This is a genomic window from Paenibacillus sp. J31P190 (assembly GCF_059692075.1).
Genome location: NZ_JCAUAS010000005.1, coordinates 216033 through 235456, shown reverse-complemented (window position 1 = coordinate 235456; position 19424 = coordinate 216033). Strand labels below are relative to the sequence as shown.

Annotated in this window: 18 protein-coding genes; 14 read left to right on the top strand and 4 right to left on the bottom strand. The window is 44.1% G+C overall.

All coding sequences use genetic code 11. The features are described 5' to 3' along the window. Positions 1 to 210 precede the first annotated feature (210 nt). Positions 211 to 1524, top strand: coding sequence for a LysM peptidoglycan-binding domain-containing protein (locus tag AC58U0_RS12650; RefSeq protein ID WP_497379365.1), 1314 nt, complete (start codon positions 211 to 213; stop codon positions 1522 to 1524). Between the two features lie 72 nt (positions 1525 to 1596). Here the strand turns inward: AC58U0_RS12650 and sigW are convergent, their stop codons facing one another. Next, the gene (gene sigW, locus AC58U0_RS12645; RefSeq protein ID WP_497379364.1) at positions 1597 to 2208 is read right to left on the bottom strand and encodes an RNA polymerase sigma factor SigW; all 612 of its coding nucleotides are present in this window, start codon (positions 2206 to 2208) and stop codon (positions 1597 to 1599) included. Positions 2209 to 2770: 562 nt separating this feature from the next. Here sigW and AC58U0_RS12640 point away from each other — a divergent pair. The 8 genes from AC58U0_RS12640 (at position 2771) to yajC (ending at position 11419) form a co-directional block, all read left to right on the top strand. Then, on the top strand, positions 2771 to 3460 hold the full coding sequence (locus AC58U0_RS12640; protein ID WP_497379363.1) for a BofC C-terminal domain-containing protein: 690 nt from the start codon (positions 2771 to 2773) through the stop codon (positions 3458 to 3460). A 103-nt stretch (positions 3461 to 3563) separates the two neighbouring features. Continuing rightward, positions 3564 to 4067 (top strand): crossover junction endodeoxyribonuclease RuvC, encoded by a 504-nt coding sequence (ruvC, locus tag AC58U0_RS12635; protein WP_057306137.1) that lies wholly within the window; start codon positions 3564 to 3566, stop codon positions 4065 to 4067. After that, on the top strand, positions 4064 to 4693 hold the full coding sequence (ruvA, locus tag AC58U0_RS12630) for a Holliday junction branch migration protein RuvA (RefSeq protein WP_497379362.1): 630 nt from the start codon (positions 4064 to 4066) through the stop codon (positions 4691 to 4693). The genes ruvC and ruvA overlap by 4 nt, the downstream gene beginning before the upstream one ends. A 117-nt stretch (positions 4694 to 4810) precedes the next feature. Further along, a complete protein-coding gene (ruvB, locus tag AC58U0_RS12625) occupies positions 4811 to 5818 on the top strand; it encodes a Holliday junction branch migration DNA helicase RuvB (protein WP_060648577.1) in 1008 nt (335 codons plus the stop codon). A gap of 801 nt (positions 5819 to 6619) precedes the next feature. Then, a complete protein-coding gene (locus AC58U0_RS12620; protein ID WP_497379361.1) occupies positions 6620 to 8818 on the top strand; it encodes a SpoIID/LytB domain-containing protein in 2199 nt (732 codons plus the stop codon). Between the two features lie 9 nt (positions 8819 to 8827). Further along, positions 8828 to 9913, top strand: coding sequence for a tRNA preQ1(34) S-adenosylmethionine ribosyltransferase-isomerase QueA (queA, locus tag AC58U0_RS12615; RefSeq protein ID WP_307446564.1), 1086 nt, complete (start codon positions 8828 to 8830; stop codon positions 9911 to 9913). Between the two features lie 42 nt (positions 9914 to 9955). Further along, entirely contained in the window at positions 9956 to 11095 is a 1140-nt protein-coding gene (gene tgt, locus AC58U0_RS12610) for a tRNA guanosine(34) transglycosylase Tgt (protein ID WP_057306132.1), read from the top strand. A gap of 15 nt (positions 11096 to 11110) precedes the next feature. Then, positions 11111 to 11419 carry a preprotein translocase subunit YajC gene (gene yajC, locus AC58U0_RS12605; RefSeq protein ID WP_029196927.1) on the top strand — a complete coding sequence of 103 codons (309 nt, stop codon included), beginning with the start codon at positions 11111 to 11113 and terminating at the stop codon, positions 11417 to 11419. Positions 11420 to 11488: 69 nt separating this feature from the next. Here yajC and AC58U0_RS12600 read toward each other — a convergent pair whose 3' ends face one another. Both AC58U0_RS12600 and AC58U0_RS12595 read right to left on the bottom strand, forming a co-directional pair. Continuing rightward, positions 11489 to 12325: a phosphatase PAP2 family protein gene (locus AC58U0_RS12600; RefSeq protein ID WP_497379360.1), complete on the bottom strand. Its 837-nt coding sequence runs from the start codon at positions 12323 to 12325 to the stop codon at positions 11489 to 11491. Positions 12326 to 12420: 95 nt separating this feature from the next. Then, entirely contained in the window at positions 12421 to 12801 is a 381-nt protein-coding gene (locus tag AC58U0_RS12595; RefSeq protein ID WP_307555965.1) for a TIGR04086 family membrane protein, read from the bottom strand. Positions 12802 to 12910: 109 nt separating this feature from the next. Here AC58U0_RS12595 and AC58U0_RS12590 point away from each other — a divergent pair, with 109 nt between their 5' ends. Continuing rightward, the gene (locus AC58U0_RS12590) at positions 12911 to 14251 is read left to right on the top strand and encodes an ArsB/NhaD family transporter (RefSeq protein WP_497379359.1); all 1341 of its coding nucleotides are present in this window, start codon (positions 12911 to 12913) and stop codon (positions 14249 to 14251) included. 109 nt (positions 14252 to 14360) lie between these two features. Then, entirely contained in the window at positions 14361 to 15041 is a 681-nt protein-coding gene (locus AC58U0_RS12585) for a DUF421 domain-containing protein (RefSeq protein WP_497379358.1), read from the top strand. An 8-nt stretch (positions 15042 to 15049) separates the two neighbouring features. Here AC58U0_RS12585 and spoVB read toward each other — a convergent pair whose 3' ends face one another. Continuing rightward, positions 15050 to 16615: a stage V sporulation protein B gene (gene spoVB / locus AC58U0_RS12580; RefSeq protein WP_497379496.1), complete on the bottom strand. Its 1566-nt coding sequence runs from the start codon at positions 16613 to 16615 to the stop codon at positions 15050 to 15052. A gap of 165 nt (positions 16616 to 16780) precedes the next feature. Between spoVB and AC58U0_RS12575 the strand changes: the two genes are divergently transcribed. The 3 genes from AC58U0_RS12575 to secF all read left to right on the top strand — a co-directional run bounded on the left by AC58U0_RS12575 (position 16781) and on the right by secF (position 19379). After that, on the top strand, positions 16781 to 17131 hold the full coding sequence (locus AC58U0_RS12575) for a post-transcriptional regulator (RefSeq protein ID WP_497379357.1): 351 nt from the start codon (positions 16781 to 16783) through the stop codon (positions 17129 to 17131). A gap of 96 nt (positions 17132 to 17227) precedes the next feature. Beyond that, on the top strand, positions 17228 to 18463 hold the full coding sequence (secD, locus tag AC58U0_RS12570) for a protein translocase subunit SecD (protein WP_497379356.1): 1236 nt from the start codon (positions 17228 to 17230) through the stop codon (positions 18461 to 18463). Next, positions 18453 to 19379: a protein translocase subunit SecF gene (secF, locus tag AC58U0_RS12565; RefSeq protein ID WP_497379355.1), complete on the top strand. Its 927-nt coding sequence runs from the start codon at positions 18453 to 18455 to the stop codon at positions 19377 to 19379. Before secD ends, secF begins: the two co-directional genes overlap by 11 nt. The last annotated feature ends 45 nt before the right edge of the window (positions 19380 to 19424 follow it).

Sequence of the window (19424 nt, the reverse complement as noted above, 5' to 3'; positions counted from 1 at the left end):
GTTCATCACGCGAGGGATTTTTTTTGTCCAAAAGGGGCAAAAGCCTAGGAACCTGCATAAACTGTAATATCATTGTGACTAAGCGAATGCTTACGAAGCAAGTTTTCTTGCGAGAACTCGAGATTATGCTTACAAAGCAGTTTTTTAAGGAAACTCGAGTTTATGCTTACGAAGTAAGTTTTCTAACGAAAACTCTAAGGAGGTATGGTGTTGAAAATCCACATTGTCAAAAAGGGCGATACCCTGTACGAGCTTGCAAAAAAATATCAAACCACGTTGGACGAAGTCATCGCACTTAATCCGCAAATTGCACAACCGGATCATCTTGACATCGGGATGAAGGTGAAAATACCTTCCAAACCGAAGCCAGTTGATCCGCCTGCTTCAGATTACGTTTATAAACACGTTGTGGAGCAGGGTGATAGCTTATGGAAGCTTGGTAAGGCTTGGGATGTACCCCTTCAAGATATGATTAAAGCAAATCCTCATCTGAAGAATCCCAATGTACTTATGACAGGTGAAATTGTTTATGTGCCCAAGATGCATCATGAGCACGTAGGAATTAAGCCGTTATCGACGTCTAAACCATCGACAGAACCATTTGCGCAAGTCCCATCAGCTCAGCCATGGGAGGTTGCAGAATCGTTTCAGCAACCATTTATGCCCATTGCAGAAGAGCCGATAAGCCAAGCGCCGCCTGCGCCGTATGTAGAATCGATGCCGTTGGCTGAGCAACCGTTTGTACCTTCGCCGATGTCTTCTGAGCCAGCCATTCCTGCGCCTGAGCCTGGGGTTATAGGTCTCCATGCACCCTACGAGCAGCAAGCGGTCCATCCCTTCCAGCAGTTTCACATTAAAGCGACTGAGGTATTTGCCTATCCAGGTTCCGAGCAACAAGAGGTGCCAACATATCCGGAGTTTTCACCGTATCAGCAGTCACCATATGAGCAATTTCCGTATCATACAGAGCCGACCTCCTATCCAATGAGTCAAGATGGCTGTGGCTGCGGAGGCCAATCGATGATTGAACAGCCTTGGACGACATTCCCGGCGGGTTATCCAACCGGAACCGTAGAAAGTCCATGGGATGGTTATCAGCATGGGTTTCCAACAGTTCCTGGGTTATATCCTCCAGCTTCTCCCTATGACATGCAACATACAGCACATAATCCGTTTGACTACCAGCAGGCTCCTTATGGCATGCAACATACTGGACATAATCCATATGATTACCAGCAAGCTCCTTATGGGATTCCTTATGCTGGAGCTCATTATCAGGCTCCTTATGAGTCGCCTATTATGCCACAGGTCCACACGCATGAGCTAGCGAAAGAAACCGATACAGAAGAAATTGTTGAAATTGACATCCGTAATGATAAAAAGGCAAATAGGTCAAGCAGCAGCAATTCTTCAAAAAAAGTGAAATTGTCAGGTACAGCAGCACTCAATGCTTTCTTGAAACGTCAACAGAGAGCTGCTGAAAAGCAGGACGCCAAGCAAAATGCACCTTGGATTAACTTCTGAGAATGAACAAGAAGCCTCCTAAACCACAGGATTTGTGGAATAGGAGGCTTCTTAGTTTCGTTATGCTATGGATTAGGCGATCATACCCAATGTGAAAAAGGTCATTAAACCGACAACGAAATTCATGCCCCATTTTTTGCGAAGCAATTCACGTCCGCGGTGTAAACGAGTTTTCACTGTTGTAATCGGTAGGTTCAGTTTATCACTTATTTCCTGAAGAGAGAGCTCTTCCAGATAATATAGCGTAATGATACTTTTATATTTGTCAGCTAATTTATTAATGGATGTATGCATATGCTCTTGAACTTCTGTTTGGAGAACAACATGCTCAGGCGACTGATCTTGGCTTGCAAGCTTACTGTAATAGCTGTAATCATCGTCATAATCGTTCAGCTCGGCATCTAAGGATTGAACAGGTCTTTTTTTACGCAGCAAGTCAATGGCGACATTTTTACCAATTCGATAAATCCAAGTAGAGAAGTTCTGACTTTCATCAAAGTGGTTTAAGTTCAAATAAACACGGATAAATGTTTCCTGAACAATGTCCTCAGAATCAGGCCTGTTATGCAGCATACGAAATGCAAGTTTCTGTATTTTGTTTCGGTATAACTCGACTAGCTCCACGAAAGCGTTGCGGTCGCCCCGTCTGGATAATTGAATTAATTGAAGTTCTGCCACATTCATGCTGTTCCCCTCCTAATATAGGGATCTTTGAGCGTAGCTCAAAGTCTCTCTGCTTTGGGATCTTTGAGCGTAGCTCAAAGTCTCTCCGTTTATAGTTTTCGTAAGAAAACTTATATCGTAAGCTTAGCATTTGCCTTTTGAAATATATATCGGTTTCCCTGGATAAGTATGAGAATATTTCATCTACTTCTGACTATATCATTTCTGTGGCTACAGTCAAATTATAAAGCTAGTGAGAGCTCATTTTATATCCATTTGTTACCGAATTCATGGATGTTTGGTGACTTTTCTGAGATGGAGATGGATATGAGGCTGAGGTTGAACGCGGTGAGGTTACACCTGTTTCAATTTTTTGTACTTCATTCCAAATGGCGACTGCCCCCCATAACAGGACAACTCCTATAATTAGGAGTGTTGTACGTTTGATTCGTTTCCTACCGTTCATGATTGGGCTTCACCGTCCGTCTTGATTGGTTTCATACTCTCCTTCTATGGTAAATGATGTATAGTGCCTCATGCAAATGGAAACAATACGGAAAAACGAGAATAGAAGGGGATATCGGTGAATGTACTGCAACTTTTGAGGCACTTGAAAAGAAAGCTGCGTTGGAAAAGAAGTTGGTTGACTTTAGGAATGTTCTTTACCGTGGTTATGGTTAGCTATATATTATATGCAACTGGGAGCCGTCTAAGTGCTGGTGATAGCCCTGGAGCGGTTAGATCGACCTTTGCTGGTCTTACACCGGTTGACGATCAACGTCTTCAAGAAGCGACAACAATGTTGAAAAGTATAACGGATAACAGAGAGGGCTATTTGCTTAAGAAATATGTTTGTGGCGAAGAGCGAAGTCAGTTGGGTCTGCAAACCCCTCAAGAATTATTGGAAATGCAAATGAAGCACCCTAGTTGGTTGCTGAGCATAGGTGCGAGTGGAGAGGTCACTTTTACCGAAAATATCGATGATTTATCGCCGGAATGCAAGGAAAAGGCGGTATTCGGCATCGACGGCAGCAGCAATCTGTCCCTATTTAATGGAACGCCGGCCAAGGATAATGTGATCCGAACATTTTTTCAATTGAATATTAAGCATTTAGAAAGCAGTCTTCCACGCGAAACGGTGGAGCAGCTCCATGAAGGGATCCGAGTCACTGATTTGGAGGAGTATAATAGCGTATTATCAACTTTCAGCGATTATGCCATGCCGCCCCAAGAGACTGAACGGGCAATGACAAGACCTGGTGTACTAAGATGAAGAGGTAGATCGGGAGATTCCTGAGTCTATCTCTTTTTTTTGTTATCTGCTATAATGAAATGACTACATATGTTCGCTTTTTTAAAGATGGGAGAGAATTGCAGTGCGTATTCTGGGTATTGATCCGGGGATCGCGATTGTTGGTTTTGGCTTTATTGATAAGATCGGGAGTAAGCTCATTCCTGTGCAGTATGGTTCAATTCAGACCGAAGCACATACGGACCCTGGGATCAGGCTGAAAGATGTCTATGATGCTACGACGCAATTAATAGAGAAGTATAAACCGGACGCGATGTCGATAGAGAAATTGTTCTTTAATCGGAATGTAACGACGGCATTTACAGTAGGACAAGCGCGGGGTGTTATGATTCTTGCGGGTGTTCAGGCTGGGTTGTCGATTGCTGAATATACTCCGCTTCAAGTTAAACAATCCGTTGTTGGCTACGGGAAAGCGGAGAAACACCAAGTACAGGAAATGGTCAAAATATTACTTAAACTGTCCCAAGTGCCTAAGCCTGATGATGTGGCCGATGCGCTTGCTATTGCTATTTGCCATGCCCATTCTTCTGCTTTGCAATCTAGGATAAATGAGGTCAGGAAAAGATGATAGATTTCTTAAGAGGGAAAGTTGCTGCACGCGAGAGCGACTATGCGGTGCTGGATGTAAATGGGGTAGGTTATCGTGTGTTTTGTCCGAATCCCTATGCGCTGCCGCATAAGGAAGATGAAGCTGTCACGATGTTCATTCATTATCATGTGCGTGAAGATGCTCATTTGCTATTCGGCTTTATTTCACGGGATGAGCAGTCCTTGTTTCGTTTATTGCTTGATGTAACGGGTATTGGACCAAAGGTTGCGCTGGGCATTCTTGCTGCAGGCGGAAGACCAGAGGCTGTGATTCTAGCAATTAGCCAGGAGAATCTAGCGTTCTTGACAAAACTCCCTGGCATCGGAAAGAAGACAGCTCAGCGGATTATATTGGATCTGAAGGACAAATTGGGTTCGGTAAGCTTCTCAAGTCCGGAAGCTGCGGTAGCTTTAAGTGTGGTCGGATCGGCGCAGCTGACTGATGGCGGTCATGCCTGGAGCGAAGCGAAGGAAGCGTTGATGACACTTGGCTACACGGAAGCTGAAGCTGATCGTGCATGGTTGCAAGTGAAACCAAAAGCGAATCCGTCGGATTCTGTTGATGTGTTGATGAAGCTTGCGCTGCAAACTTTGTATACGATGTAGTTGAAGAGGATTGGGCATGACTTAGCCAGTGCTTATGAAGTTAGTTTTGCTAGAGCAAAACTCAGCGAATGCTTACGAAGTTAGTTTTGCTTTAGCAAAACTCTTAGGAGGATCAACATGGACAATGACCGGATTATATCGGCTAATTTAATGATGGAGGACAACACGATTGAGTACAGCCTACGTCCTCGTTATTTGGCCGAATATATCGGCCAGAAGCAGGCGAAGGAGAACCTCAAGATCTATATTGAAGCTGCCAAGATGCGTAAGGAAGCGCTTGATCATGTGCTGCTGTATGGGCCGCCTGGGCTTGGCAAAACGACGCTGTCCAACATCATCGCCAACGAACTTGGCGTGAACATAAGAACGACATCCGGCCCTGCGATCGAGCGGCCGGGCGATTTAGCTGCCATCCTGACGAATTTGCAGGAGGGCGATGTGCTCTTCATCGACGAAATTCACCGCCTCCACCGTACGGTGGAAGAGGTGTTGTATCCGGCGATGGAGGACTTTGCCCTTGATATTATCATCGGCAAGGGGCCGAGCGCGCGCTCGGTGCGTCTAGACTTGCCGGCGTTTACCTTGATCGGCGCGACGACACGCGTCGGATTGCTTTCTGCGCCGCTGCGCGACCGTTTCGGGGTCGTCAGTCGGCTGGAGTTTTATACGGTGGAGGAGCTCACCTACATCGTCAGCCGAACGGCCGACATCCTACAGGTCGGCATCGTCGGTGAAGCTGCGCGCGAGATCGGCATGCGCTCGCGGGGAACACCGCGAATCGCGAACCGCTTACTGAAGCGGGTGCGCGACTTCGCGCAAGTGAAGGGCGATGGCATTATCACGCTGGACATCGCCAGAGAGGCACTCAAGCTCCTACAGGTCGATGACCTTGGGCTTGATGAGATTGATCATAAGATGCTGCGCGCCATCATTCAGAGCTTCCAGGGCGGCCCAGTAGGGCTCGAAACGATTGCCGCAACCATCGGCGAAGAGAGTCAGACGATCGAAGACGTCTACGAGCCTTACTTGCTGCAAATTGGATTCTTGCAGCGTACCCCTAGAGGCCGGATGGTAACGCCTCAGGCCTATCATCATCTAGGTTTACCGGTGCCGGAACAACGGTAATTCATGATCTTTTGCCGCTGCTGAAAGGCGGGCAAAAGATTTTTTTGTTTCCGTCAAGTTGTTCGGCGCTAGAAAGTAGTTTTTTCTGTCGAGCTTAGCGGTACAAGAAGTTTTTTTGTTTTAGTCGAGCTTTGCTTGTACAAGAAAGATTTTTGTACTTTTATACGAAAATAAAATGCATTGCATCGGAGGAGCATATTATTTTCATTCTTCTTGGGGGTGCCGTCGTAGACGTCATGATTGTTTCTACAAAGTTGAAGTGTGTAGGGGGAATCTCTGAAGCCCAAGCACAATGTAGAGCTATGTTGTACAATCTGCAACAATTTCGGTGCTTTACATGGTTTTACTCAGCGATTGTTGTACTAAGTACAACAGTTTAAGGCCGCACCTGTCCATTTAGTCTTCTACAGTGGAAATTGTTGTATGTTTTGCAACATGAGGAGGAGAGTGGGGGAAATTCGATAGCAATGTTTTACATGCTGCAACAATCGAAGTCCTTTCTCAGAAGGCTTTAGATGAAGGATTTTTTCACATAGGAGTTTAAATGCATAAAATCGTTTGGTTTATGAAATTGACTCAAAGATCAACTTTTTAGAGCACTGGTATCGGGGGGTGGGCTCTTTAGCAGCTTCAACAAACAATTTACTAGAGAAATTATTGTTAATTTTGCAATGTTACACGTGATGCAGCAATGAATGCATGATGTTTTTTGCCTATGTAAATATTCTATCTACCAAAACTTCTTCCAATTTCTAGAGTCTAATTTAGTAGAATGCTGCGAAAGAAAGGAAATTGTGTCGAATGAATTGGAGAAATAAGCTGCTTACCCCTAAGAGAATAGCTTTGATAACGACGGCCGCTTTGACCTTTGGAACATGTCCTGCGCTGGTGCCCCATGCAAATGCTGAGGGGATCAAACATTTGGATCAGATTCGTGTTGCACTTTTGATAGATTCAACCAAATATAAGAAAGTAGAACCTGTAGTTACCCTTACTGCATCTGGAGGACTGGATATTGCTGTACGTACTTCAGCCGCTACTGCTGCTAAGCCGTGGGCGTCGATTCCGGATGCTTCGATTCGACTGTCGATTGATCAATATAGTGTGATTATGCTCGAAACAGTGGACTATATAGCAGCCAAAGCCTTATATGCTAAATTAGCTGCGATGCCCGAAGATAGCTATGTGTTAAGTAGAGTGAAACAAGGCAGAACGGTGTACCAAGTTTATTACGGCAGCTTCCCCTCTAAGGAAGAAGCCGAGGGCGCTGCGGCGCAGGCGCTTAAAGATACAACGGTTTTGGCGTTAACGAAATCGGCTCTTCCTGTATTTAAAGGTCCACTGCATTGGAATGCGGGTACGTTTGCTGATGAGGCTTCTGCTTTGCAGCAGTTGCTTTTGTTTAACCAAGCGGGACTCGAGGCAGATATTGCGCTGCAAGAAGATGCAGCAGGTAAATTAACCTATAGCGTATGGGTAGGTAATGAAGCTACTACAGGACAGTTAGAAGCAGTGAAACAGGCGGCGTTACGCGCAGTTCCCAACTTGCCTTTACTACCCGCGAATACGAAATCATCCTATTTACTTCGCAGGTCGGATGTGACGGCTTCCTCGAATGGCTCCGCTTCGGTGCTTCATTATGCCGCGGCAGCCGGTGATCAAAAGACGGTGATCCATCCGAAGAGTCAGGGAATTGCAATCAAGGAGCGAGCTAACCTCAGTTACCGCGGAGACATGGAAATAAGTACGTATCATGGTAAGTTAGCCTTGGTGAATGAAGTGCCGATGGAGCAATATTTATATGCTGTCGTAGGCTCTGAGCTTAGTTCCGGTTGGCCAACAGAAGCGTTGAAGGCACAAGCTGTAGCTGCCCGTACATTTGCAATCAAACAGGGAAATAAGTATGAGATAGCACAAGTTACGGATACAACGTTAGATCAGGTTTACTTTGGGATACAAAAGGAATTTACTGCGGGAATACAAGCTGTTGATGCGACGAAAGACGAAGTATTATCAGACAAAAATGGACTGATTTCACCTGTGTTTTCTTCGAATTCAGGCGGGATGACTGCGGATCCCTCTGAAGTGTGGGGGAATCCATTAGCTTATTTGCGTAGTGTACCAAGTCCGGATGATGGTGCTGAAAAAGGGAAGGCAATATGGTATCGCATTCAGTTAACCGATGGTCGAACGGGCTACGTACACAGCATGTATCTCAAAGACAGTGGTCAGAAGGGTAAAGAGGGCGCTTCCTACTACGAGGCAACGGAACAAGGTGTAAATGTCCGGACAGCACCTTATGTAGATAATACAGCTAATCCTTCGATCGCTCAGCTTTCCAATAAGGAGAAAGTGTTAGTGTTGGGCCAAGAAAAAGAGTCGAATGCCTATTCTTGGATTAGAGGTCCTTATACAGGTAATGAGATCAAAAGTAAATTGGCGGCAGCAAATGTAATTGTAAGCGGAGATCTGCAATCACTTGAAATATCGAAGCGAGGACCTTCGGGGAGGGTGACCGAACTTAAAGCGAACGGAGTTGTGGTGAAGGTGCCTTATCCCGATGCATTACGTGCGGCACTCGGAGGATTACCCAGCACCCGGTTTGAAATTGTACAAGCAGGAAGTTATACTGGTAATACCCCAAATCCTATTGGCCTAACGATTGCTGGTGCAGGAAGTAGTGAGACAAGTAACGCTGGCTCTGATTCGGTCTATGTGCTGTCGGGTGGTCAATCACTGCCTACAGCCTTGAAGATAACCGATTTAACTGCTCTAGGCACAGCGGGACAGTCGAAACCGACGTCTTCGCAAGTAACCCCTGTGACTCCTCCTAATCCACAAACATCAGGTCAAGGCAATCAGTTCATTTTCCGTGGAACAGGCTTTGGACACGGACTTGGCATGTCTCAATGGGGTGCAAGAGGCTATGCCGAATTAGGTTACGATTATAAGAAAATACTTCAGTCTTATTATGCTGGAGTCAACATAACTAAGGAATGAATACACAACATGGATGTACAAGCTTTCGATTTCGAACTACCTGAATCATTGATTGCCCAGACGCCGTTGCTTGATCGCACGGCGTCTAGACTGCTTACGCTGAACAAAGAATCAGGTGAGATACATCACCGGACTTTTGAGCAGCTAATTGATTATGTAGAAGCCGGGGATTTACTCGTGATGAATGACACACGAGTCATTCCAGCACGGCTTTTTGGTGCGAAGAAAGACACCGGCGCCAAAGTGGAGATTTTGCTCCTGAAGCCCCTGGGTGAGGATCGTTGGGAGGCCCTGGTAAAACCTGGGAAACGTATGCAATTAGGGGCCGTGGCGGTTTTCGGCGTGAACGCTAACTCAACCGGTGGTGAACAACCCTTGTTGACGGCGGAGGTTGTGGAAGTTGGAGATATGGGTGGTCGTGTGCTCCAATTTAGTTATACAGGCATTTTCAATGAGATTCTAGACCGATTGGGCGAGATGCCGCTTCCTCCGTATATTAAGGAGCAGTTGTCCGAGCGGGAACGCTATCAAACCGTATATGCAAAGCATGAAGGCTCAGCTGCTGCACCAACGGCAGGGCTGCACTTTACCGAAGCCTACTTGGATAAACTGCAAGCTAAGGGTGTCCGTCTTGCATTTGTCACCTTGCATGTCGGGCTCGGGACATTCCGTCCTGTATCTGTGGACACCATTGAAGAACACCAAATGCACGAGGAGTATTACATGCTGTCAGCTGAAACGGCGGCACTAATTAATGAAACCAAAATGAATGGTAAGCGTGTGATTGCTGTAGGGACTACATCTGCACGTACGTTAGAAACGGCAGCGGGCTTGAGCCGTAAGCATGCAGGCAACGACGCTAACGAAAAATTAGTTATTCAGCCTTCACAGGGCTGGACTTCAATTTTTATTTATCCGGGGTATACGTTTGGTGTTGTGGATTCCTTGTTAACCAATTTCCACTTACCTAAGTCAACACTGCTTATGCTCATAAGCGCAATGGCTGGCCGAACGAATGTGTTGCAAGCTTATGAAGAAGCTGTTCGAGAGCAATATCGCTTTTTTAGTTTTGGAGATGCTATGTTAATTTACTAAGATCAGTAGTCAGAAAGACGCTTAGAATAGGAAGTGGATGTATTGGCAGCAGCAGTTACTTACGAACCAATCAAAACCTGTAAACAATCCGGAGCACGTCTTGGACGCGTTCACACCCCTCACGGTGTCATTGAGACGCCTGCCTTTATGCCAGTTGGCACACAAGCGACAGTGAAGACGATGAGCCCTGAAGAATTAAAAACGATGGATGCTCATATTATTTTAAGTAACACGTATCATCTCTTCATCAGGCCGGGTCATGATATTGTGAAAGCCGCTGGCGGTTTGCACAAATTCATGAATTGGGACCGACCTATTTTGACAGACAGCGGCGGGTTTCAAGTATTCAGTCTAAGTAACATGCGTAAGATTACGGAAGAAGGCGTACAGTTTAAATCCCACTTGAATGGGGACAAGCTGTTTCTCTCCCCAGAGAAGGCAATGGAAATTCAGAATGCGCTTGGTTCTGATATTATGATGGCTTTTGACGAATGTCCGCCTTTCCCGGCAGAGTACGATTATGTGAAGAAATCACTGGAGCGTACGACGCGCTGGGCTGAGCGCTGCTTGCAAAGTCATAGCAGACCGAATGATCAAGGATTGTTCGCCATTATTCAAGGAGGCATGCATGAAGATCTTCGGAGGTTGAGTGCCGAGCAGTTGACTTCCATGGATTTCCCGGGGTATGCTATTGGTGGACTGAGTGTTGGAGAACCTAAGCATTTGATGTATGAAGTGCTTGATTACACAACACCTCTTATGCCTGCGAACAAACCTCGCTATTTGATGGGCGTAGGTTCACCTGATGCCCTAATTGAAGGCTCTATCCGCGGTATCGATATGTTCGATTGCGTACTGCCAACAAGGATAGCCAGGAATGGGACATGTATGACTAGCGAAGGCCGGCTTGTTATTCGTAATGCTAAGCATGCGACCGACTTTGGTCCTCTGGATCCCAAATGTACCTGTTATACCTGTACAAACTATAGCCGGGCTTATATTCGTCATTTAATTAAAGCGGATGAGACCTTCGGAATCAGATTGACTACGATTCATAACCTTCACTTTCTACTACAGCTCATGCGTGATGTAAGAGGAGCCATCCAGGAAGATCGGTTACTTGATTTCCGTGATGAATTCTTTGCCGCTTATGGGCTGAATGATAATGAAAGAGGATTTTAAGAAAGGAGGATACCTATGTTACTATCAGCAGACACTGCGAATACAGGTGCAGTTGGGTATTTGTATACATACGGACCTTTAGTGCTCATGTTTGTCGTTCTTTACTTCTTACTTATTCGTCCACAGCAGAAAAGACAGAAAACACGTAATCAAATGCTTGGAGGATTGAAAAAAGGGGATAAGGTCGTTACGATTGGCGGGCTTCACGGAACAATTATGGAAATCACAGATGACATTTGCGTACTTCGTGTCAACGATGCGACGAAAATGACATTTGATCGTTCTGCGATCAATGCTGTTTCTCAAACTACAGCAAAAGAATAAAATAAAAAAGCGAGATCCTTCAATCAGGTTCTCGCTTTTTATTTGGTTTTCTAAAGGTTATGAAAGTTATTATAGTTCATTATTCTTTAAGCGTTTTAGCAAAGCTTGCTCGCCAAGAACGAGACGGCCATCGGATATACGTAAGCCCACTCTGGCTGCTACGACACCAAGCACAACTCCGGCACACATGTCAGATAACCAGTGGATGCCCAGATAAAAGATTGTGAAAATAATAAATGCTGATGAGCAGGGCACGAATAGTTTCCAAAACATACTTCGGCTTTTGACTGCAATTACAGCCATCGAAACTGAGATCGATGTATGTAAGCTTGGAAAACAATTGTCAAGTCCGGAAAGTGGCCGATAATCTTGTTCAAAGGTTGGGAACACATCCAATATCAGAAGCTTAACATTAGGATGAAACGACCAAACTTCGTTCACTGGGAAAAACAGATAGAATGGAATAGCGATCATATAGTTGAACATGAGTGCGTAGCAAATGGCATAAAAGAGTCTATAATTTTTCTGGTACGTATAAAGCGCAATCGATGTTATCATTACAGCAGGAAATACGACCACATAAAAATAACTGCTAACTAAAGTCAATGTATCATTATGGAAAAAATGCTGAATGGATGAAACAAAGTTGCCTTCAATGCCATAGATCGACTTGGTGAAATCGGTTTTGATATCGATCCCTTTTTCAACCCACATCTCAACTTTATTAAAAAATAGGATGGTAATCAGTGCAGCAAAATGAAGGAGATACTTACGAGAAGTAAATATTTCTTGAACAAAGCTTCCGGCAATATTAAATGGACTTTTACGTGTCGCAGCGATCAGAAAAATTAAAACAGTGATAACTATATAGACCGTTGCATGCGTCATCGAATGAAAAGGGCTCATGGTGTTTTCCCCCTAATATTGGAAATTATTTGCGGCAATAACTATGATATTATACCACAATCTAAGGGGGAAAGTGATATCTTCACGGAAACGTCTTATTTTTGCGTGTTAACGCCAAGTATTCCGCCCAATGCTCCTGACACGAATAGAATGCTAAGTAATTGAAGGGATTGAAGATTCAAACCGGCATCGAAAGCAAGAAAACCAACCAAAAAAATGAGGATAAAATAGACAAAGCCTACAATACCCCCGTGATACCAGCCGCGGTTTCCAGCTCTTTTGCCTGAAACCCAGCCGCCAATAAATAGGGAAACAGCATGAATAATCGTAGTTAACATATGCAGAGAGCTTTCTTGTGTGCTGGTTAAAAGAAGAAATAATGACGTCACTATTGTTCCAATTGTCATCATGCTTAATGAATAAACAAGTCCGGAAAATAAAGGAGACGTTATTCGAACCTGACTGACCGTTTTCATAGGGTTCACAGGCCACCAATCCTTTCGTATATTCGATCGTTTCATTAACATCATTGTATGGCCAAGCACATAGAATTAGTACAGACTGTTCAAAGGGAAGGGGATAATTATGACGGAATTTTCTCAAGGTCCTGCTTTATGGCAAGCTATCGTTGCCTTGATCATTTTTGCTGCGGCTTATGTTTGTATCTTGATTGAGAAATGGGATCGGATGTATACAGCATTAGGTGGAGCCCTTCTGATGATCATTATGGGGATTGTTCCTCTTGGCAAGGCAGTTACAAGTTACGCGAACTGGCATGTTCTTTTACTTATCACTAGCTTATTTGTTATTTCTGCCGTTTTTCAGAAAACAGGAATTATCGCTTATTCAGCAACTTATATCCTTCGAAAGTTTCGAATACAGCCAATTACGATTCTACTTAGTTTGTCAGTCCTTTCAGCGATAATATCAGCGCTTTTGGATGGTTTGCTAGCCATAGCTGTACTGGTGCCGATCCTGCTAAAGACAACGAAATTGATGAAATTATCTCCAGTTCCTTTTTTGATTAGCATTCTCTTGTCTGTGAATATTGGGGGAGCTGCAACACTCATGGGGAACATGCCTAACCGAATGATTGGGGCAGCAGAGAACATATCCGCTGGGGAGATGCTACTAAAGCTCGGCCCACTTGTAATCATACTGCTAGCTCTGGTATATCTCGTGATATGGTTGATTTACGGGAAGAAGATGATTGTAGCAGAAACGTATAAAAGAGAGCTGCTTACGTTACAACCCTCCTCCTATTTGGCTTTAGATCGAGGATTTTTTACTGGGAGTTGTTTAATCACTATACTTACGCTGATGGCTTTGTTGCTTCAAGGCGTTCTTGGATGGAATGCCTCGTATATTGCTGCGTGTGGGGCGGTGGCCCTATTAGCATTAAACTACAAAGAACTAGTCGAATTGGTTAAACGAAGAGACTATCTTTCCATTTGGGAAGGTTTGAGAGAAACACAATTGCTATTTTTCTTTGGATTATTCATCATGATCGGCGGTTTAACGTATGCCGGGATTACCGGATTTATTGCTGTGAGAGGTTTAGAAATCAGTCAAGGAAACATCCCCTTCTTATCCATTCTTCTGTTATGGCTTACTGGCTTTGGCTCTGCCATGATGGACTACATTCCTTATACAGCTGCTATGATTCCAGTCGTAGATCATATGGGCAGTACGCTGCAAAGTACAGCCGGAATCTCAACAGTTTCCTCTTTATGGTGGTCCTTAATCGTAGGAACTGCCATTGGCAGCGGAGTAACTCTACTGAGTTCAATGACTAGCATGTACGCGGCCGCTCTTTCTGATCAGGAGGGAGGAGGGCTAACGCAGCGTGGATATATGATTGTGGCCGCCCCGATTTCCTTGCTTTTATTCATAACAGCTACAATTTATTTCAAGTTATTTCTGTAGGAATTGCCAACAATTGAATACGTAAATTCTGCATGACGAAGTGCATGCGCGGTCAGAATACCATTGAACTCCGAGAACAAGCAAGAGCTTAGATCAGGGGAGGCTATCAATGGATATTCTGACCATTTTTTTACGTACCGTGCTGATCTACTTTGTCGTTTTTCTCATGTTAAGGATCATGGGGAAACGTGAAATTGGTAAACTTTCGCTGTTTGATCTTGTTATCTCGATTATGATTGCGGAAATTGCGGTCTTTGTTCTTGAGGATTCCCATAAACCGCTCATGGATGGGCTTGTTCCAATGGCAACGCTGGTACTCATCCAAATCTTCATTGCGTTTATAACGTTAAAAAGTAGAGCAGTTCGAATTCTCTTTGACGGAAAGCCGAGCGTCTTAATCAACAAGGGTATGATCAACCGAGAGGAAATGAAGAAGCATCGCTATAATTTAGATGATTTGATGCTGCAGTTAAGACAAAATAAGATTATGAACGTGGCAGACGTGGAGTTCGCGGTGTTAGAACCTTCGGGGAAATTAAGTGTAGTGGAGAAAGAAGTGAAAGAGACAGCTGAAGTCAATGATGGAATGAAGGGTACGATTCGCTATGAAGGACTTCCGCTGCCTCTCATTATGGATGGTAAAGTACAGGACGAGAATTTGGAGAAAATAGGAAAAACCAGGTTTTGGCTGAAGAATCAACTTCAAGTTAAAGGAGCCCGTGATTTTAAGGAAGTATTTTACTGCTCCATTGATCATAGAGGGCGAATGTTTTTGGATCGTAAAAGATAAGCTGCTCATCAGCGAATGATTTTTTTGCCCATGTTCATAAGCCGGCTAATATCCTTTAAGCTAATCAGACGAAATACAGTGATGAACAATAAATATACGAGAAACCCTATGAGAAAAGAGGTTACAAAACGAAGCCAATCAGTTGAAGTCCAAGATGTATACATGACGATGTAACTACAAAGTCCGGAAAGCGCCATAGCCGCCCCAATTTTACCGAAATCACTGCCTTCCATGCGGAATTTCAACAAGCGTACAACACTATTCCAATGCAGCAGTGTTACTAAGACGATGTTCACATTGATGGCGAAAACAGCTCCGTGAATACCCATTTCCGGCTTGCTGGCCAGCCAATATATGAGAATAAGCTTAACCGATGAGCCAATCAAGGTGTTGATTAGGGCGGCTCCTGGCTTGTTCAAAGCCTGTAAAGCGGACTGCAGCGGAGCTTGAAAATAAATAAATAGGGCGATAGGAGCCATCATTTTCAGCATGACCCCTACATCGGGTTGATTGTACATGTATGTACAGATCGGCTCAGCAAGAACGAACATAAGGACAGCGAATGGAGCGCCGGTTACTAAAGCCAGTTTCAAGGATTGATGAAGACGCATGTGAATCGTTTTGATGTCTTTGCGGGCAAGGGCTTCGCTTAAGGAGGGAACGAGTGAGACCGATAATGACATTGTAAGAGCGCTAGGCAGAAGTATGATGGGGATAATCATCCCTTGTAAGGCGCCGTATTGGGCTGTAGCCAATGAAGTTGAGATACCCGCTATAGCTAGACTTTGTGCAATCAGAATGGATTCGAACAGGTAGGAACTTGCCCCAATCAATTTACTGCCTGTTATAGGGATCGCAATTCGCATAATCCTACGAAAATTAGAAAGTCTGCCATTCGTTTTATTCGTACCAATTTGAGCAATAGGGGCTTTTGGAGATGCTTTCTTGTCGTACTTGAAATGGATGGCTAAGACGACTAGGCCGCCAATTTCTCCTGCTAGGACACCCATCATTGCCCCGGCTGCTGCATATTCGATCCCATAGGGGATCATTACATATGAACAAACGAGAACCATGACAATACGGATGAGTGTCTCCATAATTTGAGAAGTAGCGGTAGGGATCATATTCTGTCTTCCCTGAAAATAGCCGCGATACACGGCGGAGATTCCGATGATCGGGATCATTGGACTCATACACAGGAATGTGTAGTAAACTCGTGAGTCTGTTAATAAATGAGATGTAATCCACGAAGCTCCTACAACACAAGCGATCGTAAATACGACACTGAGAGAGAGAGTAATGGCTAACGAAATTTTTAAAATGCTGCGGATTCTCGCTTCGTTGTGTTCAGCCTCTGCTTCTGCTATCAACTTGGCAATCGCGACAGGTATACCGCCTGTTATAATGGTTAAGATGACGGACAAAAATGGCCAGCCCATATGATAAATACCGATACCTTCAGCACCGATGACACGCGGTAATGTAATTCTAGGTATGAAGCCAAGAATACGGTTCAAAATGCCTGCGGCTAACAGGATCATCGTGCCTCTAATAAACGACTGCTTGGTCACTGCCATTCCCTCTTCCGATACGTGTCATATCCTATGACTATGCGAAGGCTGGCCAAGCTCATGCTAACATTTTGCGGACAGGTCGCAGTTTGGCAGGAAAATGGTGGATGAACAGCGAATTATTCTAATGAGTAAAGGTAAATCACACCTTAGGAGGTTCTCCCAATGAACGGAGAAGATAACGATCAAGTACCTCATCATCCTGAGGACAATAAGAATGAACAGGCAGAGGCTAGCGAAACAGCATTCATAGAAAAAGAGGAAGAAGAGGTTTCCCTTACTGATATAGAACTTAATGAGCTTATTGAAAGCTTATGTTTAAGCAAAGTTGAAGAATTCGTAATGCTTGGCTACGAGCATGTGAGTGGTAAAGATATTTGGGATTGCGTTAGCGACAAATACCGTAAAACAGGTGTCCCTTCGCTTCATCAAATCGTAAATGACATTTTGTCGCTCAAATCAACGGCGTTCATGAACTGGATGACGATTAGTATGTATAAAGGAGCCCAATTCTAAGAATGGGCTTATTTTTCATGAAACGACTTAAATTGACTCGATTTTCAGACCTGAGTATAATAGGCATATTGAGTATGGAAGGGAGACAAGCAAGAGATGGTGGATTGGAAAAGAATATCGTTCTTTTTTCTAACGGTAGTTATTGTTCTCGGAGCGATCGGAGCAACAAGCCCTAGTCTTGTAGACCGAATTAAGCTTGGATTGGATTTAAAGGGCGGGTTTGAAATTTTATACACCGCAGAGCCTTTGGCAGCAGGTGCACCATTGACGAAGGAAACGCTTACGCAAGCAGCAGAAAGTCTTGCGAAACGAGCTGACTCCCTTGGTGTAGCCGAACCTGAGGTTTATCCGGAAGGATCGGATCGCATTCGTGTACGTCTTGCGGGTGTGAAAAATGAGGAAGAAGTTAGAGGCTTAATGTCTAAGCCTTCGGTTCTTACCTTTAGAGGTCCGGATGGAACGGTTTATATGAACGGAACAGATTTCGTAGAAAACGCAGCTAAATTAAGCTACGATCCGAATACGAAGCAACCGATTGTCGAAATCAAGATGAAAAGCAGAGAGAAATTTAAAGAAGTAACGACGAAGCTAGTTGGCAGCACCTTGTCCATTTACTTGGATGATGAAGTGAAGTCGACAGCATCTGTTAATTTTCCCATTGACAGTGATTCGGCGATTATTACACAAACGAGTGTAGCGGAAGCAACGAAAGTAGCCAAGATGATTAACTTGGGTGCGATGCCGTTGAAATTAACAGAGAAATATATTCAGCGTGTGGATGCCACTTTAGGTACAGCGTCGTTGCACCAAACAGCTAGAGCTGGTTTGATTGCTTCGATCCTAATCTTCATCTTCATGGTACTCTATTACCGTGCACCAGGTCTTGTGGCTGCCTTTACACTGATTACTTATGTATGGGTGCTATTGGCTATATTCGACTTTATGAATGCAACACTAACACTGCCAGGTATTGCGGCCCTCGTCTTAGGAGCAGGTATGGCGGTCGATGCGAACATTATTACTTATGAAAGAATCCGTGAGGAAATACGTGCCGGCAAGAGCATTCTTTCATCTTTGAAATCAGGCTCCAAACATTCTTTTCGTACAATTATGGATGCTAACGTTACGAATTTGATTGCTGGTATTGTTCTGTACTACGTCGGAAACGGCGCTATTCGCGGTTTCGCGGTTATTACGATGATGAGTATTATTATCAGTATCTTAACGAACGTATTGTTCTCCAGATGGCTGCTGCATCTTATCATACGGGGCAACTTGCTGAAAAAGCCAAGTTATTTCGGTGTGAAGGAGGCAGATATCCGTGGGCTTTAAGAAAAAATATGATTTTGTGAAAAATCGTAATAAGTTTTTCATTATTTCGATTGCTCTTCTTGTTATTGGTCTTTCCGTTATGCTGTTTTCTGGCATGAATTTCGGTGTTGATTTCAAAGCTGGAACGAATATTGATCTTGTCGTTGGCAAACAACTAGACAAGGCCAAGGTTGAAGAGATCTTGCATACTCTTACAACTAATGGCGATATAAAATCGAACTATGCGGATCCAACAATCGGCGGTAATAACAGTGATCGTGTCTCCATCCGATTCGATGATGTGTTGAATGATGATGCGGTTAATAAGATCCAAAAAGCATTCGCAACCGCATATGGCACTGAGGTTTCCAAAGAAATCAACACAGTTGATCCACAATTAGCGAAGGAATTATTGCTAAAGGCGGTATATGCCGTCGCCATTTCCAGCGTGTTGATTTGTTTATATGTAAGTATTCGTTTCGAGTGGCGCTTTGCCGTAGCAGCGATTATTGCCATTCTTCATGATGCTTTTATGGTTATCGCTATGTTTGCGATTTTCCGCTTTGAAGTGAACCTACCGTTTCTAGCGGCAGTTTTGACCACAATCGGTTATTCCATCAATGATAAAATTGTTATTTTTGACCGTATTCGTGAAAATCTGCGATTTGCTAAACTCAAAACGGACGAAGATCTCGTTGCATTGGTCAACGATAGTATCTGGCAGACGATGGCGCGTAATATCAATACTGTACTAGTGGTATTGTTAGCCGCAGGATGTTTGTATATTTTCGGTAGTGAGTCCATTAAACTTTTCGCACTTGCGAAGTTAATCGGTTTAACAAGCGGAGCTTATTCGTCTATTTTCATTGCATGTTCACTGTGGTATTTATTGAAAAGAAAAACTTTGCGTAGTTCTAAAAAGAAAGCTGCAGCGTAATAACCATAATAACCGGCCGCGTGAATGTTGCGCGGCCTTTGTATC